General features: G+C 68.8%; 17 protein-coding genes and 2 pseudogenes. 9 read left to right on the top strand and 10 right to left on the bottom strand.

Features of this window, described 5'->3' with window-relative positions; translation table 11 throughout:
• The first annotated feature begins 285 nt into the window (after positions 1 to 285).
• The 3 genes from hslU to V6B97_RS14905 all read left to right on the top strand — a co-directional run bounded on the left by hslU (position 286) and on the right by V6B97_RS14905 (position 3,988).
• Entirely contained in the window at positions 286 to 1,734 is a 1,449-nt protein-coding gene (hslU, locus tag V6B97_RS14895) for an ATP-dependent protease ATPase subunit HslU (protein WP_333507300.1), read from the top strand.
• 52 nt (positions 1,735 to 1,786) lie between these two features.
• The gene (gene argB / locus V6B97_RS14900; RefSeq protein WP_333507301.1) at positions 1,787 to 2,749 is read left to right on the top strand and encodes an acetylglutamate kinase; all 963 of its coding nucleotides are present in this window, start codon (positions 1,787 to 1,789) and stop codon (positions 2,747 to 2,749) included.
• 372 nt (positions 2,750 to 3,121) lie between these two features.
• Positions 3,122 to 3,988 (top strand): split-Soret cytochrome c, encoded by an 867-nt coding sequence (locus tag V6B97_RS14905; protein WP_333507302.1) that lies wholly within the window; start codon positions 3,122 to 3,124, stop codon positions 3,986 to 3,988.
• A gap of 185 nt (positions 3,989 to 4,173) precedes the next feature.
• On the opposite strand, the gene V6B97_RS14910 is transcribed toward V6B97_RS14905, so the two are convergent.
• From V6B97_RS14910 to V6B97_RS14925, 4 genes are all read right to left on the bottom strand, one after another.
• Positions 4,174 to 4,380 (bottom strand): DUF1737 domain-containing protein, encoded by a 207-nt coding sequence (locus V6B97_RS14910; RefSeq protein ID WP_333507303.1) that lies wholly within the window; start codon positions 4,378 to 4,380, stop codon positions 4,174 to 4,176.
• Positions 4,381 to 4,530: 150 nt separating this feature from the next.
• The gene (locus V6B97_RS14915) at positions 4,531 to 5,358 is read right to left on the bottom strand and encodes a substrate-binding periplasmic protein (protein WP_333507304.1); all 828 of its coding nucleotides are present in this window, start codon (positions 5,356 to 5,358) and stop codon (positions 4,531 to 4,533) included.
• Positions 5,359 to 5,408: 50 nt separating this feature from the next.
• Positions 5,409 to 6,671, bottom strand: a complete 1,263-nt coding sequence (locus V6B97_RS14920) for a CgeB family protein (protein ID WP_333507327.1) — start codon at positions 6,669 to 6,671, stop codon at positions 5,409 to 5,411.
• Between the two features lie 235 nt (positions 6,672 to 6,906).
• Positions 6,907 to 8,316, bottom strand: a complete 1,410-nt coding sequence (locus V6B97_RS14925) for a glycosyltransferase family 9 protein (RefSeq protein ID WP_333507306.1) — start codon at positions 8,314 to 8,316, stop codon at positions 6,907 to 6,909.
• Positions 8,317 to 8,460: 144 nt separating this feature from the next.
• Here V6B97_RS14925 and V6B97_RS14930 point away from each other — a divergent pair, with 144 nt between their 5' ends.
• From V6B97_RS14930 to V6B97_RS14955, 6 genes are all read left to right on the top strand, one after another.
• Positions 8,461 to 9,147, top strand: a complete 687-nt coding sequence (locus tag V6B97_RS14930; protein WP_333507307.1) for a precorrin-2 dehydrogenase/sirohydrochlorin ferrochelatase family protein — start codon at positions 8,461 to 8,463, stop codon at positions 9,145 to 9,147.
• Positions 9,134 to 9,961, top strand: coding sequence for a cytochrome C assembly family protein (locus V6B97_RS14935; protein WP_333507308.1), 828 nt, complete (start codon positions 9,134 to 9,136; stop codon positions 9,959 to 9,961). The genes V6B97_RS14930 and V6B97_RS14935 overlap by 14 nt, the downstream gene beginning before the upstream one ends.
• A 102-nt stretch (positions 9,962 to 10,063) precedes the next feature.
• On the top strand, positions 10,064 to 11,374 hold the full coding sequence (hemA, locus tag V6B97_RS14940; RefSeq protein WP_333507328.1) for a glutamyl-tRNA reductase: 1,311 nt from the start codon (positions 10,064 to 10,066) through the stop codon (positions 11,372 to 11,374).
• Between the two features lie 8 nt (positions 11,375 to 11,382).
• On the top strand, positions 11,383 to 11,718 hold the full coding sequence (locus V6B97_RS14945; protein WP_333507309.1) for a hypothetical protein: 336 nt from the start codon (positions 11,383 to 11,385) through the stop codon (positions 11,716 to 11,718).
• 140 nt (positions 11,719 to 11,858) lie between these two features.
• A complete protein-coding gene (tilS, locus tag V6B97_RS14950) occupies positions 11,859 to 13,118 on the top strand; it encodes a tRNA lysidine(34) synthetase TilS (RefSeq protein ID WP_333507310.1) in 1,260 nt (419 codons plus the stop codon).
• Between the two features lie 191 nt (positions 13,119 to 13,309).
• Entirely contained in the window at positions 13,310 to 13,981 is a 672-nt protein-coding gene (locus V6B97_RS14955) for an adenylate kinase (RefSeq protein WP_333507311.1), read from the top strand.
• Positions 13,982 to 14,129: 148 nt separating this feature from the next.
• Here V6B97_RS14955 and rpsT read toward each other — a convergent pair whose 3' ends face one another.
• The 6 genes and pseudogenes from rpsT to V6B97_RS14985 form a co-directional block, all read right to left on the bottom strand.
• Positions 14,130 to 14,393 carry a 30S ribosomal protein S20 gene (gene rpsT, locus V6B97_RS14960; protein ID WP_333507312.1) on the bottom strand — a complete coding sequence of 88 codons (264 nt, stop codon included), beginning with the start codon at positions 14,391 to 14,393 and terminating at the stop codon, positions 14,130 to 14,132.
• 234 nt (positions 14,394 to 14,627) lie between these two features.
• The gene (glyS, locus tag V6B97_RS14965; protein ID WP_333507313.1) at positions 14,628 to 16,733 is read right to left on the bottom strand and encodes a glycine--tRNA ligase subunit beta; all 2,106 of its coding nucleotides are present in this window, start codon (positions 16,731 to 16,733) and stop codon (positions 14,628 to 14,630) included.
• A gap of 16 nt (positions 16,734 to 16,749) precedes the next feature.
• Entirely contained in the window at positions 16,750 to 17,622 is an 873-nt protein-coding gene (gene glyQ, locus V6B97_RS14970) for a glycine--tRNA ligase subunit alpha (protein WP_333507314.1), read from the bottom strand.
• Positions 17,623 to 17,700: 78 nt separating this feature from the next.
• Positions 17,701 to 17,787 (bottom strand): annotated as a pseudogene (locus tag V6B97_RS14975) (DNA repair protein RecO); the annotation flags it as partial.
• 513 nt (positions 17,788 to 18,300) lie between these two features.
• A pseudogene (gene recO / locus V6B97_RS14980) lies at positions 18,301 to 18,933 on the bottom strand (DNA repair protein RecO); the annotation flags it as partial.
• A 99-nt stretch (positions 18,934 to 19,032) separates the two neighbouring features.
• Positions 19,033 to 20,034, bottom strand: coding sequence for a helix-turn-helix domain-containing protein (locus V6B97_RS14985; RefSeq protein WP_333507315.1), 1,002 nt, complete (start codon positions 20,032 to 20,034; stop codon positions 19,033 to 19,035).
• Positions 20,035 to 20,102: the final 68 nt, after the last annotated feature.

Here is a 20,102-nt window from a genome sequence, read left to right on the forward strand (position 1 = left end):
CAAGGGGTAGCCAAAGAGACAAAGGTACTGGCTTGAACGCAGTGAAAGCAGCGTCCTTTAGGCGCAGGCCGGTAAGATGCCCTTATAGGGCAGAGCAAACCACCCGCTATGCGGGTGGTTTTGATTTCCGGCCGCCTTCCGCGCCCGGCCATGCCCGCCCCCCGTACAGGACGTTGGCTTTCGCCGCCCGCGCTGGTATCGTGCCCCGCACGGCCGCCCGCCCCCTGCGTTCCTCACCGGCGGGCCACCGACAGAACGAACAACCCGCCTTCGCGCATACCGGACATGAGCAACCTCACCCCCCGTGAAATCGTTTCGGAACTGGACAAGTACATCGTGGGCCAGAACGCCGCCAAGCGCATGGTGGCGGTGGCCATGCGCAACCGCTGGCGCCGCCAGCAGCTGGACCCGGCCCTGCGCGACGAGATAGCCCCCAAGAACATCATCATGATGGGCCCCACCGGCGTCGGCAAGACCGAAATCGCCCGGCGGCTGGCCAGGCTTTCCGCCTCGCCGTTCATCAAGGTGGAGGCCACCAAGTTCACAGAGGTGGGCTACGTGGGCCGCGACGTGGAATCCATGGTGCGCGACCTGATGGAAATCGGCATCGCGCTGGTGCGCGCCGAGGAGAACGAGAAGGTGCGCGTGAAGGCCGAGGCCCGCGCCGAAGAACGCCTGCTGGACCTCTTGCTGCCGGGCGGCGCGCCCCAGTCCGCTCCCCACGGGCAGTCCGGGCAGGGCATGGGCGGCCTGACCTTCGACCTGTCCGGCGGCCAAGCCATTCCCCAGCCTCCGGCACGGGGCGACGCGTCCTGCACCACGGGCACGGGCACCGGCCCGGCTTCGGACAGCCGGTCCTCCACGCGCGAAAAGCTGCGCACCCTGTGGCACGGCGGCCATCTGGACGAGCGCGAGGTGGACATGGAGGTGGAGGAATCCGGCGGGCCGCAGGTGGGCGTGCTGTCCATGCCGGGGCTGGAGGACGTGGGCTCGCAGGTGCGCGACATGTTCAGCAAGGTCTTTCCCTCGCGCCGCAAGCGCCGCCGCATGAAGGTGCGCGACGCCTTCAACCTGCTGACGCAGGAAGAGGCAGACCGGCTCATCGACCACGACCGCGTGTCCGACCTAGCCCGCGAGCGCGTGGAGCAGACCGGCATCATCTTCATCGACGAGATCGACAAGATCGCCAGCGGCGCCGCCCAGAAAAGCTCCGACGTCTCGCGCGAGGGCGTGCAGCGCGACCTGCTGCCCATCGTGGAAGGCAGCGTGGTCAACACCAAGTACGGCATGGTGCGCACCGACCACATCCTGTTCATCGCGGCCGGGGCGTTCCATTTCAGCAAGCCCTCGGACCTGATTCCGGAATTGCAGGGGCGCTTCCCCCTGCGGGCGGAACTGTCCGCGCTGGGAAAGGACGACTTCCTGCGCATCCTCACCGAGCCGCACAACGCGCTCACCCGGCAGTACACCGCCCTGCTGGAAACAGAGGGCGTGCACATCGAATTCACCGACGACGCCCTGCGCGAAATCGCCGCCTTCGCGGAGGAAACCAACGCCCAGACCGAGAACATCGGCGCGCGGCGGCTGTACACCATTCTCGAGAAAATCCTGGCCGACCTTTCGTTCGAGGCGCCCGACCGCTCCGGCGACCGGGTGACCGTGAACAGCGACTACGTGCGCGCGCACTTGGCCGACGTGCGCGCCAACAAGGATCTGAGCCGCTACATCCTGTAGCAGGAACCCCCAGCCGCTACCTCGCCGTAGCGCACCGCCCGCAGAGAGTGCCATGAGCCAGACCGAACAGGCCGCGTCCTGCTGCGCAGACCCCGTCGCCTACGCCAAGCTCCAGTCCAAGGTGCTCATCGAGTGCCTGCCCTACATGCGCCAGTTCCACGGGCAGACCGTGGTCATCAAGTACGGCGGCCACGCCATGAAGGACGAAGCGCTGAAACGCGCCTTCGCCCTGAACATCGCCCTGCTCAAGCAGGTGGGCATCAATCCGGTGGTGGTGCACGGCGGCGGGCCGCAGATCGGCCGCATGCTGGAACAACTGCACATCCAGTCGCAGTTCCGCGAAGGGCTGCGCGTCACCGACGACGCCACCATGGACGTGGTGGAAATGGTGCTGGTGGGCAAGGTCAACAAGGAGATCGTGAACCTGCTGAACCTCAGCGGGGTGAAGGCCGTGGGCCTGTCCGGCAAGGACGGCCAACTCATCCGCGCCCGCAGGATGGAGATGGTGGTCAACAGCGCCAGCCACGCGCCGGAGATCATCGACCTCGGCAAGGTGGGCGAGGTGATGGGGGTGGAAACCGCCCTGCTGCGCTCGCTGGAACGCGACAACTTCGTGCCGGTCATCGCGCCCGTGGGCGTGGACGAGTACGGCGAGACCTACAACATCAACGCCGACGCCGTCGCCGGGGCCGTGGCCGGGGCGCTGCGCGCCAGGCGCCTGCTGCTGCTCACCGACGTGGCGGGCATCCTGGACAAGCAGAAGGAACTGATCCGCTCGCTGACCACCCGCGAGGCCGTGGAACTGTTCACCGACGGCACGCTCACCGGCGGCATGATCCCCAAGGTGAAGTGCTGCCTGGAAGCGCTGGAGGAAGGCGTGGAAAAGGCCATGATCGTGGATGGCCGGGTGGAGAACTGCATCCTGCTGGAACTGTTCACCGACAAGGGCATCAGCACCGAAATCGTGGGCGAGCGCGGCACGCGCGCCGCCGTCAGCTGCGGCTGCCGCCGGTAGGGGCTGTTTCTAAAGGCAGCCGACCGCCATCTGAAATCGCCACGCATGAACGGCCGGAAGGTGCCCCTTCCGGCCGTTTCCGTTGCGCCTGCCCGATCCCGGCGCGGTACCCCCCTTCCCCCGGCGCGGTCCCGCGCGGCCCGTTCCCGTTCCGCGCCCTCTCCCCTCACGCCTCTGCAATGTCCGGTTGGCAGCACCACACGCACGGTTGGCAGGCGGAAAGCCCGCTTTGCACCTTTCTCCATCTTCCGTTCAACGCAACATGCCGTAGTTCCATGCTGTTTTAAAACAGAACAAGTGTGGAACATCTCTTGCTGATTCGCCTTTACTATCGAGCGCGAGTGGTCGCTCATACTTCACCGGAGGTACGGCATGGAACGGATAAGCAGAAGATCGGCATTGAAGACCATGGGGTTTCTGGGGTGCGCGACGGGCTGCCTTGCCGGCGGCCTGATGGCGGGCGCGGCGCCGTTCTCCGGGCCGGAAACGGCCATGGCCGCCACGGGCGCCGCAGGCGCCACAGCCGGACGGTTTGCCCAGAAGGACGCCCCCTTCTCGTGGAAGCCGCACGTGCTGGACGCCAAGGTCTGCGCGCCGGTGGCCTATGACGGCTACTGGCACCAGGGCTACGGCTGCGGCTACGGGGTCTTCTACGCCATCGTGGGCATGATGGGCGAACAGCACGGCGCCCCGTACGACCAGTTCCCCTTCACGATGCTGGAGGTGGGCAAGAGCGGCATTTCCGACTGGGGCACCATCTGCGGCGCGCTGCTGGGCGCGGCCAGCGCCTTCGCGCTGTTCTGGGGCCGCAAGGACCGTGACCCCATGGTGGCGGAACTGTTCCGCTGGTACGAGCAGACCGCCTTCCCCGTGTACGATCCGGGCACGGGCGCCAAGGGAGTGCCGGGGGCGCTGCCCACCAGCGTGAGCACTTCGCCCCTGTGTCACGTGTCCGTGGGCCGGTGGTGCCAGGCATCGGGCTTTGCGGAAAAGAGCAAGGAACGCGGCGAGCGTTGCGCCCGCATCACCGCCGACGTGGCCGTCAAGGCCATCGCCATCATGAACGCCAAGCAGGCGGGCGCCTTTGCCGTGGCCCACGGCGACCCGGCCTCGGTCACCTACTGTGGCGAATGCCACAACCCCGGCAAGGAGTCGCCCCTGCTCAAGGGCAAGATGGACTGTACCCCCTGCCATTCCGGCAGCCCGCACACGGCGGACAAGTTCAAGAACCACCCCTGATCACCACTGCTCACCACTAACCACGCCGGACTACGCCGGCCCCACCCTGCCCCCCTCGCCACGGCGCCGCGCCCCCGCCGGATTCCTCTCCGGTGGACGGCGCGGCGCATCATTGGCTGCCGGGGTGGCGCACAGTGGCGGCAGGGCGCGAAGTTTGACGAAGCCAGCGGGCGAAAAAACAGCCCCTAGCAGGCGGAAAGGTCCATACCCGGCACGTAGTCCGCGCCTTCCACGTCCTTCACGATGGCCTGCCCGACGATCACCCGCCTGCGCTCTACATCATAGGTCAGTGTGAGGCCGCCGTGCAGTTGCCAACCCTTGTTCAAAATGTCGGTGACGCGGTGGCAGAAGGCTATTTCGTCAGGGCCGGTCAGGTAGCGGTAGACTTTCATGGCACGTTCCTTGGCGGACGGTTGAAGAACGGACCGGATTGCCCGGTCTGTTAGTTGAGGGCGGCTGCGGAAGGTTGCGGGCGGGAATGGACGGGCGGCGGTCGCACCCATCCGGCAAGAATGCGATGCAAACCGGAACGGCGGCCGGCGTCAGCGGGTCAGATGCGCGGCCAGTTTCCGCGGCCCGTATTCCGCGAACAGGGCGCGCAGGGTGCCGTTGCTCCGCATGCGCGCCAGCGAGGCGTTGACCTTGGGCAAAAACTCGCGCAGCGAGGCATGCAGCATCACCGTGATGGGCGCCGGGTCGGTAAACACGTAGGCCACGCGAACGTCGCCCTCGGACCACCCGGCCTCGTGCATCCAGTAGGCGGCCTCGTAGTCGTCCACGATCATGGCGTCGATGCGCCCGGCCCGCAGTTTTTGCAAGTTCTGAGGCAGGGTGTAGGCGTCCTCGCGGCGCAGCAGCCCCGTCTCGAAGGCCTCGTCGAAGCCGTCGTGGTAGACGTACCCGCCGATGGTGCCCACGCGCAGCCCGGCGAAATCGCGCACGGAACGGAACACGCCCTTGGCCCCGGCGGACATCAGCACCACCTCGGTGGACATCATGAACGGCTCGGAATGCACGGCCACGTCGGAAAGCAGCTCTTCCCACATGGGGGAAACGCACGGCACCACGTTGATCTCGCCCCGGCGGAAGGCCATCTGGCGGCGTGGCTTGGGCATGAAGCCGAACTCCACCCCCAGCCCCAGGTCTTCTGCCACCTGGCGCAGCACCATGGGGCAGATGCCCTCGGCGGAACCGTCCGGCCCGGCCATGATGCGCGGAGCCCACTCGTCGGAAACGGCCACCAGCGTCTGCGGGGACGGACCACCCGCCAACGCCGGACGGACCGCAAGCGCCAGGACCGCCGCGCACGCCGCCATGGCGCACACGGCACGCATGACGGGCCGGATCAGGTCGGTTGTGCGAACGCTCATGCCCCGGCGCATAGTCCATCCCGTACGCGTTGGCAAGTGACACATCCGTATCAGGCGTACTGCCTGCGCCATTCGTCCAGGAACAGCAACGACGTTTCCAGCGGGGTCAGTTGCCCGCTGCGCTGGCGCAAGGCCGTGATCACGTCGGCGAAGGCGGCGTCGGCGGGCAGGCCCAGCCGGTCCAGCAGCGCGGCAAGGTCGCGGCGCATGTCATCAGGCAGGTCGGCGGGCAGCCCGGCGTCGGCCACGCGCGGGGCGGGCCAGCCGGAGCGGCGTTGCGCGATGAACTCCAGCAGCGTGCGCATGCGGTGCTGGTAGGTGTGCTCGGCCAGCACCCGGGCGCGGGCGCGGGCCGCCATGACCTGCCGCTCCTCGGGATGAGCCAGGTAGTGGGCGATGGCCGCGTTCAGCCCGTCCATGGAATCGAAGGTGGCCAGTTCATCCTCGGCGAACAGTTCGTCCATCAGGGTGCGCCGGTCCACCAGTTGGAAGGCCCCGATGCTGGCCAGTTCGAAGGTGCGGGGATTCACGAAGTCGCCGCCGCTGACCAGGGTGCGGGACTGGATGCTGGAATGCAGGTTCAGGTTGATGCGGCTGGCGTTGTAGATCTTCACCGAATCCTCGGCGGACACCCGCGCCCCGCCCTGCTGCACGTGGCGCGCCAGCAGGGGTTCGCCGTCCCATTCCGTGCCCCATATCTTGAAGTCCAGATGCACCAACTGCCGGAAGGCCACGCGCCGGTTGGGATACCCCGCGCCCAGGAAGGCCACGTCGGCCCCGTAGCGGCGCTGGTCCACCGGCGAAAGTTCAAGTGGTTTGTGAAAGGACGGCAGCGCGGCCATGGGCAGGTACAGCGCGTCGCGCACGCCGATGGCCGCCAGTTCGTCCAGCAGGGGATCGCGCTGGATTACGGCGAACACGTCGTAGAACGGTGCGAAGGCCCGCCAGTAGGTGAACACCCGATGGTCTTCCACGAACCACATGGCCGTGGCCACGTTGTCGCGCCGCAGACGCTTGAGGGCCTGGTGGTTCAGCGGAGCCTGCGCCAGGCACAGCACCAGGTCCGGCCCAAAGGTTTCCACCTTGGCCAGCACCGCCTGCGAGACCACTTGAAGAAATGAGTTCTCCAAGTACTCCAGCCGGTCCGCCGTGACCTTCAATTCCTTCAGCGCCGTGAACGCGCCGAGGAACGACGGCGCCTCGAAGGTTTCCACCGCGTGGCCCAGGTCGCGCAGGGCATCCACGCAGTAGCGCCCGATGGGCAGCGAGCCGCCATACATGGGCAGCACCACCAGCACGCGCAGGCGGGGCATGCCGGAGGCGGAGGGGCTGGCGCCGGGCGCTGGCGAGTCTGAAGAGGCCGGAGACTCTAAAGACGCCGGGGATTCCACGGTGTGGGAGGCCGGAGCGGTGTCGATAGGCTGGGTCATGCGTGAACCTCGTGCCGGTGAACCGGCGGGGCGTGGAGACGGAAACCTTCGTGGTCCGGGGCAGGTCTTACCCCGCAAACCTTAACGTTGAACATCAACATTCAGCCTGTGCCACCGTTCATGCACCACGCGGCGGCTCGTCGGCAAAGGGGTCGAACGCGGCGAACGCCGCGCCCTCCGGGCCGGGCAGCATCCAGTCCGCCTCGTGGTACAGCAGGCGGGCCAGTTCGTGGTCGGCCAGTTCCTCGCCCGTGAACAGGCCAAGGTACTCGCCCACCAGCGCCCGCAGCTCCACGCGGCGCGGCGCGGACGGGTCCGCGCCGAACACGGTGAGCCAGGTGGAGCCCACGTCGTCGAGGGAGGAGACCATGCCCAGCATGTCCGGGGGGTGGCGGTCGCCGGGGCGTCCGGCCAGAAAGGACAGGAATTCGCGCGAGCGGAAGGCGTCCAGGCACTGCACCCCGATGGGACACGGCCGCGCTTCCAGGCAGGGCAGGCAGTCCAGGGTGGCCTGCCATACCCGATGGCCGGGGCCGTAGGGGCCGGTTTCGTGGCACCACGCCGAGGACAGGAAAAAGCCCTGCACCGGCACGCCCAGGTGCGCGGCCAGGTGCATGGTGCCGGTATCGGGCGTGAGCAGCGTGTCCAGGCCGGTGAGCGCGTCGGCCAGGTCCGCCCAGCCGGTGCGGCCCACGAGGTCGGCGTAGTTTCCGGCCACGGACGCGGGCAGATGGTCCAGCACCTTGCGCAGCAGCGGCCGTTCCGCTCTGGTCCCGAAAAAGGTCACGCGCGGGCCGCCCATCCCCTCGAACACGGCGCGCAGGCAGGCGGCCAGCACGTCCGGCGGCAGCGAACGGCGCGACATGCGCCCGGCCAGCACCACCCCGATGCCCCGCCCGCCGCGCTGGGCGATGGGGTTCACCCGCGCCGGGGCAATGGGCCGGGGGGCCAGCGCCGCCCAGAAGTCCACCAGATTTACCGGCGACAGGCGGCGGTGCGCCACCCAGCGAAAGGCCATGCGCATCCAGCGGTCGCGCAGGGGCTGGCCGTTCAGGGTGCGGTACCCGCGCACCGTATCGGGCGGGAACAGCGCGGCAAGAGCCGTGTTCAGCCCGGAGTTGTTCAGGTTGTAGACCGTGTCGAAGCGTTCCGTCGCCAAGGCGGCGAAGGCGCGGGCGTTGTGCGCCAGCACGTCGGCTTGCCCCCCTCCGTGCGTTGTCCCGCCGTGGGCGCGCACCGCGTGCACGGTGACGCCGGGATGGACCAGCCGGGCCAGTTCCGCCAGCGAGGCGTCCACCGCCAGATGGACCTCGGGGGACGGATGGATTCCGGGGGCTGGGGGAACTGGGCGGATTCCGGCTTCCGGGGCCGGACCGGCCCCGCCGGAAAGTGCGGCGGCCTGCCCTTCACCCGCGCGCTCCCCCGCGCGCTCCCCCTGCCCGTCGTCATCCAGCAGGGACAGTATCAGACGCTTGGTCTGCACGAGGTCGCCGAAACGGGCCAGTTGGATGACGAGGTGTTTGGCCATGCGAATGCCTGCCGGGTGAAGGGATGGCGCAAGGGGTTGGCGTCGTTACGGGATTTGGTCCGTCTTGGGCAGACTAGCCCAAGTGCGGCGCGGCGGCAAGGCGGGCCGGTTTTACTTTGCCCGCCCCTCGTGTATACGACCCCAATGCGTTACTATCCCCTGCTGCTCGACCTGCACGGCCGCGCCTGCCTGGTGGTGGGCGCGGGGGGCGTGGGACGCCGCAAGCTGGCCTCGCTGCTGGACTGCGACCCGGCCCGCGTGCTGGTGCTGGACGCCAACCCCGAGGCCCCGTCCGACCCGGACCTGGCCCCCCTGCTGGCCCACCCGGCCGTGCGCTTCGCGGCGCGTCCCTTCGTCCCGGCCGACGTGGAGGGCTGCGCCCTGGTCTTCGCGGCCACGGGCAGCCGCGCCGTCAACGCCGCCGTGGCCGATGCCTGCCGCCAGCGCAACGTGCCCTGCAACGTGGCCGACGCCCCGGACGAGGGGGCGTTCATCGTGCCCGCCCACTTCGCCTGCGGCGACCTGACGGTGGCCCTGTCCACCGGCGGGCACAGCCCCGCCCTGGCCCGGCGCATCCGCATGGACCTGCAACAGTGGTTCGGCGCGCGGTACGACGGCATCACCGTGCTGCTGGGCCGCCTGCGGCCGCTCGTCCTTGCGCTTGGGCACGAGACAGGGCAGAATACGGCGCTGTTCCGCGCCATCGTGGAATCGCCGCTCATCGACGCACTGGCCGCGCGCGACCGCGCCGGGGCCGAACGCATCCTGACCGAACTGCTGCCCGCGGAGCTGCATCCGCGCATCGTGGAGTTGCTGCATGAGCTCGCTTGAGCTGCTTTCCATCGCCATCATCATGCTCTACGTGCTCGGCACGGTGTGCATCGCCGTGGGCCTGCTGGCCCGGCGCGACAGGCTGAAGCGCCTTTCGCACTGGCTGACCCTGGCCGGTTTCGCCCTGCACACCGTCATGCTCGGCCTGTCCATGCAGGGGCAGACCTGGCAGATTCTGGAAAAAGCCTACTATTTCCGCATGCTCTCGTGGAGCCTGCTGCTGATCTACTTCTTTGTCTGGTGGCGGCTGCGGCTGGAATTCCTGGGGCTTACCGCCTCTCCGGTGGCCCTGGTGTTCTACGTCTCGTCGTTCATGCTGGCCGACGTGCAGAGCAAGCTGCCGCCCGCCATGTCCGGCCTGTTCTTCGGGCTGCACATCGGCACGCTGTTCCTCAGCTTCAGCCTGATGACCATGGCCTGCGGGGCCGGGGTGCTGTTCCTGTACATGGACCGCAAGCTGAAGCACAAGACGCGCCTTTCCGGCTTCGACCGCGACCTGCCTGCGCTCTCCGCCTTCGACAAGGTGAACCATCTTGCGGTGATGGCGGGCTTTCCGCTGTTCACGCTGGGCATGGTCTCCGGCTTCGTGTGGGCGCGCATCGCCTGGGGCAAGGTGCTGTCGTGGGATCCCAAGGAAATCATCTCGCTGGTGGTGTGGTGCATGTTCGCCGTGCTGTTCCACCAGCGGTTGGCGCTGGGCTGGCGGGGCCGCAAGACCGCCGTCATGGCCATCTGGATCTTCGCGGTCTGCGTGTTCTCGCTGCTGGGGGTCAACTTCCTGATGACCACGCACCACAGCTTCAACCCGCAGTAACGGCCGCGCCACGCAGGAACCATGACCCGCAACCCGGAGCAGACGCCGCGCGCCACGCACCCGGCGGACCACAAGATGCACCCCGCGAAGCACAGAGTTCACATGGACCAGGAAATCTATCTCATCGGCCTCAACCACCGCACCGCCAGCGTCGAAGTGCGCGAACGGTTCGCCCTCACCGACTGTACCGTCCTTGAACAAGGGGTGGTGCCCACCGGCGACGACATTTCCGAAGTGGTCATCCTGTCCACCTGCAACCGGGTGGAAATCATGGCCGTGGGCAACGGCCCCGTGCCCGCGCGCGTGCTGGACTGCTGGGCCGCCGCGCGCGGCCAGAAGCGCGGCGACCTGGAGCCCTTCGTCTACGTGCACAAGGGCATCGACGCGGTGCGCCACCTGTTCAGCGTGGCCTCCAGCCTCGACTCCATGGTGGTGGGCGAACCGCAAATCCTCGGCCAGCTCAAGGACGCCTACCGCAAGGCCGTGGGCCGCAACGCCACCCGCGTGGTGCTGAACCGCCTGCTGCACAAGGCATTTTCCGTGGCCAAGCGGGTGCGCACCGAAACCGCCGTGGCCTCCAGCGCCGTGTCCATCAGCTACGCGGCGGTGGAACTGGCCAAGCGCATCTTCGGCGAGATGTCGCAGTACAAGGCCATGCTCATCGGCGCGGGCGAAATGGCGGAACTGGCGGCCACCCACCTGCTGAACTCCGGCATCCGCGAGATCATGGTGGCCAACCGCACCTTCGAGCGCGGCCTGCAACTGGCCAGGCAGTTCAAGGGCGAGGCGGTGCTGTTCCAGGACCTGTCCGTGCGGCTGGCCGAGGCGGACATCATCATCAGTTCCACCGGCGCGCACGAGCCGATCATCCGGGCACGGGACATCAAGGACGTGCTGAAGCGCCGCAAGAACCGGCCCATGTTCTTCATCGACATCGCCGTGCCGCGCGACATCGACCCCGACGTCAACAACCTGGACAACGTCTACCTGTACGACATCGACGACCTGAAAGAGGTGGTCGAGGAAAACATGGCCCAGCGCCGCGAAGAGGCGGCCAAGGCCCGCGCCATCGTGGAGGAGGAGGCCGAAACCTTCGCCAGGTGGCTGAAATCGCTCGACCTGCAACCCACCATCGTGGACCTGCTGCGGCGCAGCGAGCGCATTGCCCAGGACGAACTGGCCCGCACCCTGAAACGCATCGGCCCGGTGGACGACGTCACCCGCGAGGCGTTGCAGGCCATGCTGTGCGCCATCGTCAAGAAGGTGAACCACGAGCCCATCACCTTCCTGAAACGCCGCTTCAACGAAGAGGAAGCGGGCACCCGGTACATCGACATCACCCGCCGCATGTTCAACCTGGACTGCGACGACGTGCCCGAAGACGCCCACAGCGACCGCAAGCACCACGCATAAGAGACCCCATGCGCACCTACCGCATCGACGACCTGACCTCCGCCGACATCGCCGCCGTGCGCGCGCGGCTGCACGACATGGACCTTGGCGCGGGCATGGACGGCCTGTACTGGCTGCCCGTGCCGCAACACATGCTCAACCCCGTGCAGGTGGCCCACGCCGAAAGCTGCGGCCCGTTCTGCCTGGCCCTGGAAGCCGACGAAGACGCCCTGCGCATGGAACTGCTGGTGCGGGCGCGCGGCATGCTGCGCTGCGAGTGCATCGCCTACGCCTCGCCCGAACTGCGGGCGCACATGATCGACTACCTGGACGGCCTGCTGGCGGACCTTGGCATAGCGGTATAGCCGCCGCGCGGCATGACCGCCGTGCGGTCGCGCCCTGCCCGTCCGGTGCGCAACGTGCCCCATCCGCGCGCTGCACCAGCGCCGTGGCCGTTCCTTTCCCCATCCCCGTCCGCGCGCCGGTCCCGGTCCGCACGCACGCCATGCCCGCATTCCCCGACCCGCACCGTGCCCCGACGCCCCCAAGGCTGCCCGAACGGCTGCCCCTGCGCTTGCAGGATCTGCCGCCGCGCGCGGCGCGGTTCTGCCTGCGCGTGGCGGACTTCCTGACGGGGGAGTTCCGGCGTTTCGCGGCGTCGGGCGGGGAACCATCCCCCGCTTCTCCCCCCGGTGACGCCACAGTCTCCGGACCGGATACCCCGAGCGGCACGACGCTGCTGGTGGGCGTCTCCGGCGGGGCCGACTCGCTGGCCCTGCTGCTGGCCTTGCGCTGGCTGGCGCCCCGGCTGGGGCTGCGCCTGCGCGCCGCCGTGCTGGACCACGGGTTGCGTCCGGAATCGGCGGCGGAGGGCCGCGCCGTGGCCGCGCTGTGCCGCCGTCTGGGCGTACCCTGCCGCGTGGAGCGGGCCGACGTGGACGCGCTGGCGGCGTGCGAGCGATGCGGCCTGGAAGACGCCGGGCGGCGCGCCCGCTACGCCTTCTTCGAGGCGGAGCGGCAACGCACCGGCGCGGACTGGATCTGCACCGCCCACCAGGCCGACGACCTGTGCGAGGACATGCTGCTGCGCCTGGTGCGCGGCACCGGCTGGCCCGGTCTGGGGGGCATGTCCGCCATGGACCCGGCGCGACACATCCTGCGTCCGCTGCTGACCACGGAACGCCGCGACATCGACGCCTTTCTGGCGGACCTTGGCGTGCAGCCCGTGCGCGACCCCTCCAACGCCGACCCGGCTTACCGCCGCAACCGGCTGCGCCATCAGGTGCTGCCCTTGCTGCGCGCGGAAAACCCGGCCCTGGGCGATGCGCTGCGCTCGCTGTGGGAACTGGCCCGCTGCGATGCGGACTACTGGACGCGCCGACTCGACGGGCTGGAACCAGAAACGACACCAGAAACGCCACCTGAAGATTCGCCCCCCACGGCGGGCACCGCCCCGCCCCAATGCATCGTCCTGCCCGCCCGCACCCTGCGCGGCCTGCACCGCGCGGCGCGCCTGCGCCTGTATAAGCGCATGCTGGACAGGCTTGGTCCCGGCCAGCCGCTGGCCTCCGGCCTGATGGCCCTGGATGCGGCGTGGCGCGCCGGGCATGGCGGGGCCTGCGTGCAGTTTCCGGGCGGCAAGACGGCGCGGGTGGTGCCCTTGGTGGTGCCCTTGTCCGCCACGGGCGGCAATGGCGAGGACGGGGCCGGAGGCATCGAATTCCGCGCGCCCGCCAGCCCCGTGTCCGCGCGGGAACCGGAATAACCCCCGGACCATCCTGCCTCGCCATTCCGCCTTTTTCACAAGGACCGCGAGCGGTCTTCCACCGTCCCTTCCCTCCCCCCGTGCAATACCCCCGCATTTCGCGCAGTTCTCACGAGCTTGCGGGGTCTTCGATTGACAGGGGGCTGCCTTCGCGGTATGCCCTCGTGAAAATTATTACAAGGAGGTTCGGGGTGAATATCCTCATCTTCGGTCCCAACGGTAGCGGCAAGGGCACCCAGGGGGCGCTCGTCAAGAAGAAGTACGATCTTGCCCACATCGAATCGGGCGCCATCTTCCGCCAGCACATCGGCGGCGGCACCGAGCTCGGCAAGAAGGCCAAGGAATACATCGACCGCGGCGACCTGGTGCCCGACGACATCACCATCCCCATGGTGCTGGAAACCCTGAAGGGCGCCGGTCCCAACGGCTGGCTGCTCGACGGCTTCCCGCGCAACATGGTACAGGCCCAGAAGCTGTGGGACGCCCTGCAGGCCGAAGGTCTGAAGCTGGATTACGTCATCGAAATCCTGCTGCCCCGCGAAGTGGCCAAGAACCGCATCATGGGCCGCCGCCTCTGCAAGAACGACAACAACCACCCGAACAACATCTTCATCGACGCCATCAAGCCCAACGGCGACGTGTGCCGGGTGTGTGGCGGCAGCCTGTCCGCCCGTGCCGACGACCAGGACGAAGGCGCCATCGGCAAGCGCCACGACATCTACTACAACACCGAGGACGGCACCCTGGCCGCCGCCTACTTCTACAAGGGGCTCGCCGCCAAGGGCGTGACCAAGTACATCGAGCTCGACGGCGAAGGCTCCATCGACTCCATCAAGGAAACCCTGCTGGCCCAGCTGGCCTAGGCGGGATTCCTCCCAGTCCGGACGCACAGCGCCCCGGCCGCATGGCCGGGGCGCTTTTCGTTGCAGCAGTGGCCGCCATCGCGCACGCAAACGCGAAAAGCCCGCCGGACGAATCCGGCGGGCCGACGCGCAAACGGTAAAGGCGGGACTACTCGACGGAGCCCACGGCCTTGGTCAGGCGGGAAATCTTGCGGGCCGCCTTTTTCCAGTGGATGACGCCCTTGCCGGCGGCCTTGTCGAGCACCGACATGGCCTTGGTCAGGGCTTCGGCGGCGGTGTCCTTGTCCTTCTGCAGGACGGCGGCGCGCACGGCCTTCACCACGTTCTTGATTCTGGTCTTGGCGGCGCGGTTGCGCGCGGCGCGCTTCAGGCTCTGCTTGTGCCGCTTGATGGCAGACTTGTGGTTAGCCAAGGTAACTCCTCCGAATGGCTTCGCAATATATGTTCAATTGAATTCTGGGCTGGAACACGGGGAACCAGTCAATACCCGCATGGCAGGGGCTTGTCAAGCCCGCGCCGCCGCATTCCGCGCCGATATCGCGCAATCCCGCAGGATTTCGCCACCCGGCACGGCACCGTCACCGGAGACCGGGGCGGCTGCCCCCAATCTCCTGCCTCATGTCCCCTGCCCCCGTTCAGGGGCAAGCTACATCTGCAACGCGCCGAAGTCGGCCAGGCGGCCCAGCCGCAGCACCAGCGCCTTCAGCAGGTTCAGCCTGTTGGCGCGCAGGGGGGCGTCGTCGCACATGACCATCACCCCGTCGAAGAAGGCGTCCACCGCCGGGCGCAGTTCGCCCAGCAGACCGAACAGGCTGGCGAAGTCGTCCGCCGCCCACAGGGCGTCGAAGCGGGGGGCCACCTCTTCCAGCCGGGCGGCCAGGGCCTTTTCCGCGTCCTCGGCCAGCAGGGCATGGCTGTACGCGCCGTCGAGCACCGCGCCCCCTTCCTGCCCCTGCTTGCGGATGATGTTGGCCGCGCGCTTGAAGGTCAGCACCGCCCCGCCGAAGTCCTCGCGGCGGCTGAAATCGGCCAGCGCGGCAAGGCGCGCCCCGGCGGCGCGCACGTCGATGCCCGCGCCCTCGGGCGTATCGGCGGCCAGGGCCGCCTCCACCAGCAGCGTTTCGTACCCGGCAGCCATGAAGTGGTTCTTGAGCCGGGCCATGAAGAACTCTTCCAGCTTCGCCAGCGCGTCCGCCGGGGCCAGCTTCCAGGCGCGCTCGCCGTACAGCGCCAGCGCCGTGCGGAACAGTTCGCGCACGTCGATGCGCAGGCCGTGTTCCAGCACGATGCGGGCGATGCCCAGGGCGCAGCGGCGCAGGGCGTACGGGTCGGCCGCGCCGGTGGGGATCATGCCCAGGCCGAAGCACCCGGCCAGGGTGTCCGCCTTGTCGGCGATGGACAGCAGCGCACCGGCCAGGGTGGCGGGCACCGGGCTGTCCGGCCCGGCGGGCAGGTACTGCTCGGCCAGGGCGGCGGCCACGGTTTCCGGCTCGCCCATGCGGCGGGCGTAGATGGACCCCATGATGCCCTGCAACGTGTCGAACTCGCCCACCATCTCGGACACCAGGTCGGCCTTGGACAGGCGCCCGGCGCGGGCGCAGGCCGCCTCGTCGGCGGTGCCGGTCGCCTTGGCCAGCCAGGCGCACAGTTTTTCGAGACGGCGGGTCTTGTCGCCCATGGAGCCCAGCGGCCCCAGGAAGATCACGTTGTCCAGTTCGGCCAGCCACCCGTCGAAGCTGGAGGCGAGGTCGGTCTTCCAGAAAAAGCGACCGTCTTCCAGGCGGGCGCGCAGCACGCGCTCCCAGCCTTTCTTGACCAGCGCGGCGTCCTGCGGGGAGAGGTTCAGCACGGTGAGGAAGTGCGGCAGCAGCGCGCCGTCCGGCCCTTCCACGCCGAAGCTCTTCTGGTGGCTTTCCATGCTGGTCAGCAACACTTCGCGCGGCAGTTCCAGAAACGAGGGGTCGATGTCGCCCATGAGCGGCACCGGGTGCTCCACCAGGCCCTGCACTTCGTCCAGCAGGCTTTCCTTCCACAGGATGCGCCCGCCCGCCGCCTCGGCGGCGGCGTTGCCGCCCGCAAGGATCATGGCGCGGCGTTCGGCCGGGTCGGGCGTGACCCCGCCCTTCTCGGTGACCACGTTCAGATAGTCGTCGGCAGCCTTGACCACCAGCGGACCGGCCCCATGGATGCGATGGCCCCAGGTGACCCCGCCGGAGATCACGCCGCCCACCTCGAAGGGCACCACCCCGTCGTCGAACAGGGCCAGCAGCCAGCGCAGCGGGCGGCCGAAGGTGAAGTCGCCGCTGCCCCAGCGCATGCGCTTGGGGAACGGCAGCGCGGCCACGATGGCCGGACAGGCGGCGGCGATGAGGTCCGCCGACTTGGCCCCGCCGGTGCGCTTACGCACGGCGATGTACTCGCCCTTGTCCGTGGTCAGGGTGAAGATGTCGGCCATGTCCACGCCCTGGGTGCGGGCGAAGCCCTCGGCCGCCTTGGTGGGCTTGCCGTCCGTGTCGTAGGCCACGCGCACGGGCGGGCCGGGCACCACCTCTTCCGCCTCGCGCTGCACGGGGTTGATGCCCTCGATGAGCACGGCGGCGCGGCGGGGGGTGGTCAGCACCCGGATGGACTCATGCTCCACCCCGTCGTCGTCCAGCGCACGGGCGAAGCGCTCGGCCAGTTCCCGCTCCAGGCCGGGCAGGAAGCGGGAAGGAAATTCCTCGAAACCGATCTCAAGCACGAATTGCGACATGCTCACGTCCCTCTTCTTAGCTGGCGGCCAGCATGGGATAGCCGAGTTCCTCGCGCTGGGCGGCGTACAGCCGCGCCACGGCGGAGGCCAGGGCGCGCACGCGGCCGATGTAGCCGGTGCGTTCGGTGATGGAGATGGCCCCACGCGCGTCAAGCAGGTTGAAGGTGTGCGAGCACTTCAGGCAATAGTCGTAGGCGGGCCACAGCAGCCCTTCGTCGCACAGCCGCCTGCATTCGGCTTCGCAGGCGTTGAAGAAATCCAGCAGCATCTTCGGGTTGCTGGCCTCGAAGTTGTACTTCGACTGTTCCACCTCGTTCTGGTGGTAGATGTTCCCGTAGGTCACCCGGTCGTTCCACGACAGGTCGTAGACCGATTCCTTGCCTTGCAGGTACATGCACAGCCGTTCGAGCCCGTAGGTGATTTCCACGCTGGTGGGGGCAAGGTCGATGCCGCCCACCTGCTGGAAGTAGGTGAACTGGGTCACTTCCATGCCGTTCAGCCACACTTCCCAGCCCAGGCCCCAGGCGCCCAGGGTGGGCGATTCCCAGTCGTCCTCCACGAAGCGGATGTCGTGGGCGGCCGGGTCGATGCCCAGCGCGCGCAGGCTGTCCAGATAGATGTCCTGCACGTTGTCGGGCGAGGGCTTCAGGATGACCTGAAACTGGAAGTAGTGCTGGAGCCGGTTGGGGTTTTCGCCGTAGCGGCCGTCGGTGGGGCGGCGCGAGGGCTCCACGTAGGCCACGTTCCACGGTTCCGGCCCGATGACGCGCAGGAAGGTCGAGGGGTTGAAGGTACCGGCCCCGCATTCCACGTCGATGGGCTGCATGATCACGCAGCCCCGCTTGGCCCAGAAATTCTGCAAGGTGAGGATGACGTCCTGAAAATGCATGCTGTACCCCTGATTGTCCTGGCTTGGCCTGTCGTTCCCTGGCGGGCCGGGCCGCCGGTTCCGAATGGCGGCCCCGCGCTACAGGCGGCGGAACCGCCCGTTGTCCCACGCAAGGCCGATGTGAAACTGTATGAAGCCGTCCACCGCGCGGGTGCACTGCCGCCGCATGGCGGCCCTGCCCCGTGCGCCGGACATGCCGGTCGTGTCTGTCCTGTCGGACGGACCCGGCGCCGCCGGTACGGTCTGCGCGGCGGGGGCCACGGGCGGCGCGGGCGGAACCATGTAGTCGCTGTCCATGTCCTCGCTGCCGAGCACCGGGCCGAACGGATCGCTTTCGAACACCGCGCTGCCGTTCCATAGGGGACGGCGCTGCCGGTCCGACGGCGTTGCGGACGCGGGCGTGAAGCCGCCGCCCTGCTCCGGCCGTTCCGGCTGCGCCGGTTCGGCCTGCGTCGCGGCATCCTCCGCCAGCGCGCTGTCCGGCAGGCGGCACAGGCAATCGTCCAGCGAACCGTGTCCGCCGTCACCAAAGGCAAGGCCCGACAGGCTGCCCGGAAAACGCCCGTCCAGAAAGCATGAAGATGCCCCGCCCGCGAAACCGTTGCGCGTGGAATCGGCGCGGGGGCTCAGGTCCGGCGTCGCTCCGTCCTGCCCCGGCGCTGGCGGCAGCGCGCCCGGCCACAGAAGCGGCGAATTCTCCTGCACAAAGCGCAACACGTCAAGCGCTTCGCGCTCCACCCGCACGCGCGGCCCAGGCAGGGGCGCGCAGGCGTCGCACTGGGCCGCGCCCTCCTGCACCAGAAAGGCCGCGCCGGGGGCGTGGGTCAGGTCCGCACCGCAGGTGGCGCAACTGTCCATGCGCGGGGCGTAGCCCTGCTCCGCCGCCAGGCGCAGCCGGAACAACACGGGCAGCATGTCGGGCACGGGGCCGCCGCCTTCCAGCAGGTCCAGCACGTCCTCGACCAACTGGTGCGTGGCCGCCGCGCCTTCCGGGCCGCAGCCCAGGGCTTCGAGAAATTTCAAGCAGTTCACCGCCGCGCCGAAGCGCGGCCAGTCGCGGCGCAGCCGGTCCGGCCCGCGCAGCAGGGTGCCCTCCTGAATGGACAGGTACTGCCCGCCGCGCGTGGACTTGACCCGCAACAGCGCACGGTTGAACAGGTCGAGGCAGCCGCAGAACCGCTTGCGGCTGCGGCAGCCGCCGAAGGCGAAGGCGGTGAGCAGGCCGCGCGTCGGAGACAGGAAGCGGACCCAAAGGTCCGCCTCCCTGAACCGTCCGGTGCGGACGATCAGCACCTGTTCCGAAAACTCCATGCTGTCCTGCCCAGAGGGGCGTGGTTGCCACGGCGTGACGGCGGCGATGCGGCCTGCCCCCCGGTCCACGGATCCGAGCCGTGGCCGGAACCGGGGCCGCTACTGCGCCTGCGGCGGAAACACCAGCGTGCGCACCTGGCCCGGTTCGCCGGCCGCAGGCTGTTCCTGCCCGTTGTAGCGGATGCGCACGCCGCCCGCGTTGCCGAGCTTGAGCGTGAGGCGCTTGGAAAAGGTCAACGCGAAGGTCTGCCCCTTGTGCAGCGAGAACTGCCGCACGTCGGAATCGTCGGCGCTGGAATGCACCCAGCAGTCGGCAAGGGCGATGACCACGATGCGGTGCGTGCCGCCCGCCAGCACGGAGCCCTCGGTGTCGGCCCCGCCCGTGGCGGCGGCCTCGCTGTCGAACACGCCGTCCTGCGGGGCACCGGCGGCGGCCTGCGCCGGAGCGGGGCTGGCGGACGACGCGGCGGCCGGGGCCGTGGCGTTGCGTGCGGGCTGCGTTGCGGGAACGGTAGCGTTGGCCGCCGGAAGCGTGCCGTTTGCGGCGGGGACGGTGGCATTGGCCGCCGGGGCTCCGTCGGGAGCGGGAGCCGCGTCCTGCGCCGGGCCGGGCTGGACATCGGCGGACTGGGCATCGGCGGGCTGCGGCTGCGAAACCGGCGGCACGGCAGGCTGCGCGGGCTGGGCCACCTTGGGCATGTCCGCCTCGCGCGCGGCCTGCTGGCGGTAGTACCAGCCGCCGCCCAGGGCGGCCAGCAGAACCAGCACGGCCAGCGCCAGCACCACGGGCGCCAGTCCCCTGCGCCCGCGCGCCTGGGGCTGCACCGCCACGGTTTCCGGCAGCGGGTCTTCGGGCACCTCGTAGGGATAGGCCTCGTCCACGGCGCGCATGACCAGGTCGTTGTCCACGCCCAGCAGGGACGCATAGGACTTGATGAACCCCCGCGCGTACACCGCGTGCGGCAACTCGTCCTGCTCCCCTTCCTCTATGGCGCGCAGGACGCGGGCGGAAACCTTGATCCGGATCGCCACGTCGTCGATATCGAGGCCTTTCGCCTCGCGCGCCTCGCGCAGGGCGATGCCGAGTTCCTTGAGTGCCATCTCCTCTCCTTGTCTGGGACAACCGGCGGCAACGCGTCCCGGCCGGGCCGCACGCACCGGCCGGGAGC

Source organism: Nitratidesulfovibrio sp. 1201_IL3209 (genome assembly GCF_036763125.1).
Taxonomy (GTDB): domain Bacteria; phylum Desulfobacterota; class Desulfovibrionia; order Desulfovibrionales; family Desulfovibrionaceae; genus Cupidesulfovibrio.

Coding starts and splice junctions, on each gene's coding strand:
- argB (WP_333507301.1), top strand. CDS start 1,787: ATGAGCCAGACCGAACAGGCCGCGTCCTGCTGCGCAGACCCCGTCGCC.
- V6B97_RS14910 (WP_333507303.1), bottom strand. CDS start 4,380: ATGAAAGTCTACCGCTACCTGACCGGCCCTGACGAAATAGCCTTCTGC.
- V6B97_RS14915 (WP_333507304.1), bottom strand. CDS start 5,358: ATGAGCGTTCGCACAACCGACCTGATCCGGCCCGTCATGCGTGCCGTG.
- glyQ (WP_333507314.1), bottom strand. CDS start 17,622: ATGCATTTTCAGGACGTCATCCTCACCTTGCAGAATTTCTGGGCCAAG.
- hslU (WP_333507300.1), top strand. CDS start 286: ATGAGCAACCTCACCCCCCGTGAAATCGTTTCGGAACTGGACAAGTAC.
- V6B97_RS14925 (WP_333507306.1), bottom strand. CDS start 8,316: ATGGCCAAACACCTCGTCATCCAACTGGCCCGTTTCGGCGACCTCGTG.
- hemA (WP_333507328.1), top strand. CDS start 10,064: ATGGACCAGGAAATCTATCTCATCGGCCTCAACCACCGCACCGCCAGC.
- V6B97_RS14985 (WP_333507315.1), bottom strand. CDS start 20,034: ATGGCACTCAAGGAACTCGGCATCGCCCTGCGCGAGGCGCGCGAGGCG.
- V6B97_RS14945 (WP_333507309.1), top strand. CDS start 11,383: ATGCGCACCTACCGCATCGACGACCTGACCTCCGCCGACATCGCCGCC.
- V6B97_RS14920 (WP_333507327.1), bottom strand. CDS start 6,671: ATGCCCCGCCTGCGCGTGCTGGTGGTGCTGCCCATGTATGGCGGCTCG.
- glyS (WP_333507313.1), bottom strand. CDS start 16,733: ATGTCGCAATTCGTGCTTGAGATCGGTTTCGAGGAATTTCCTTCCCGC.
- V6B97_RS14930 (WP_333507307.1), top strand. CDS start 8,461: ATGCGTTACTATCCCCTGCTGCTCGACCTGCACGGCCGCGCCTGCCTG.
- V6B97_RS14905 (WP_333507302.1), top strand. CDS start 3,122: ATGGAACGGATAAGCAGAAGATCGGCATTGAAGACCATGGGGTTTCTG.
- tilS (WP_333507310.1), top strand. CDS start 11,859: ATGCCCGCATTCCCCGACCCGCACCGTGCCCCGACGCCCCCAAGGCTG.
- V6B97_RS14935 (WP_333507308.1), top strand. CDS start 9,134: ATGAGCTCGCTTGAGCTGCTTTCCATCGCCATCATCATGCTCTACGTG.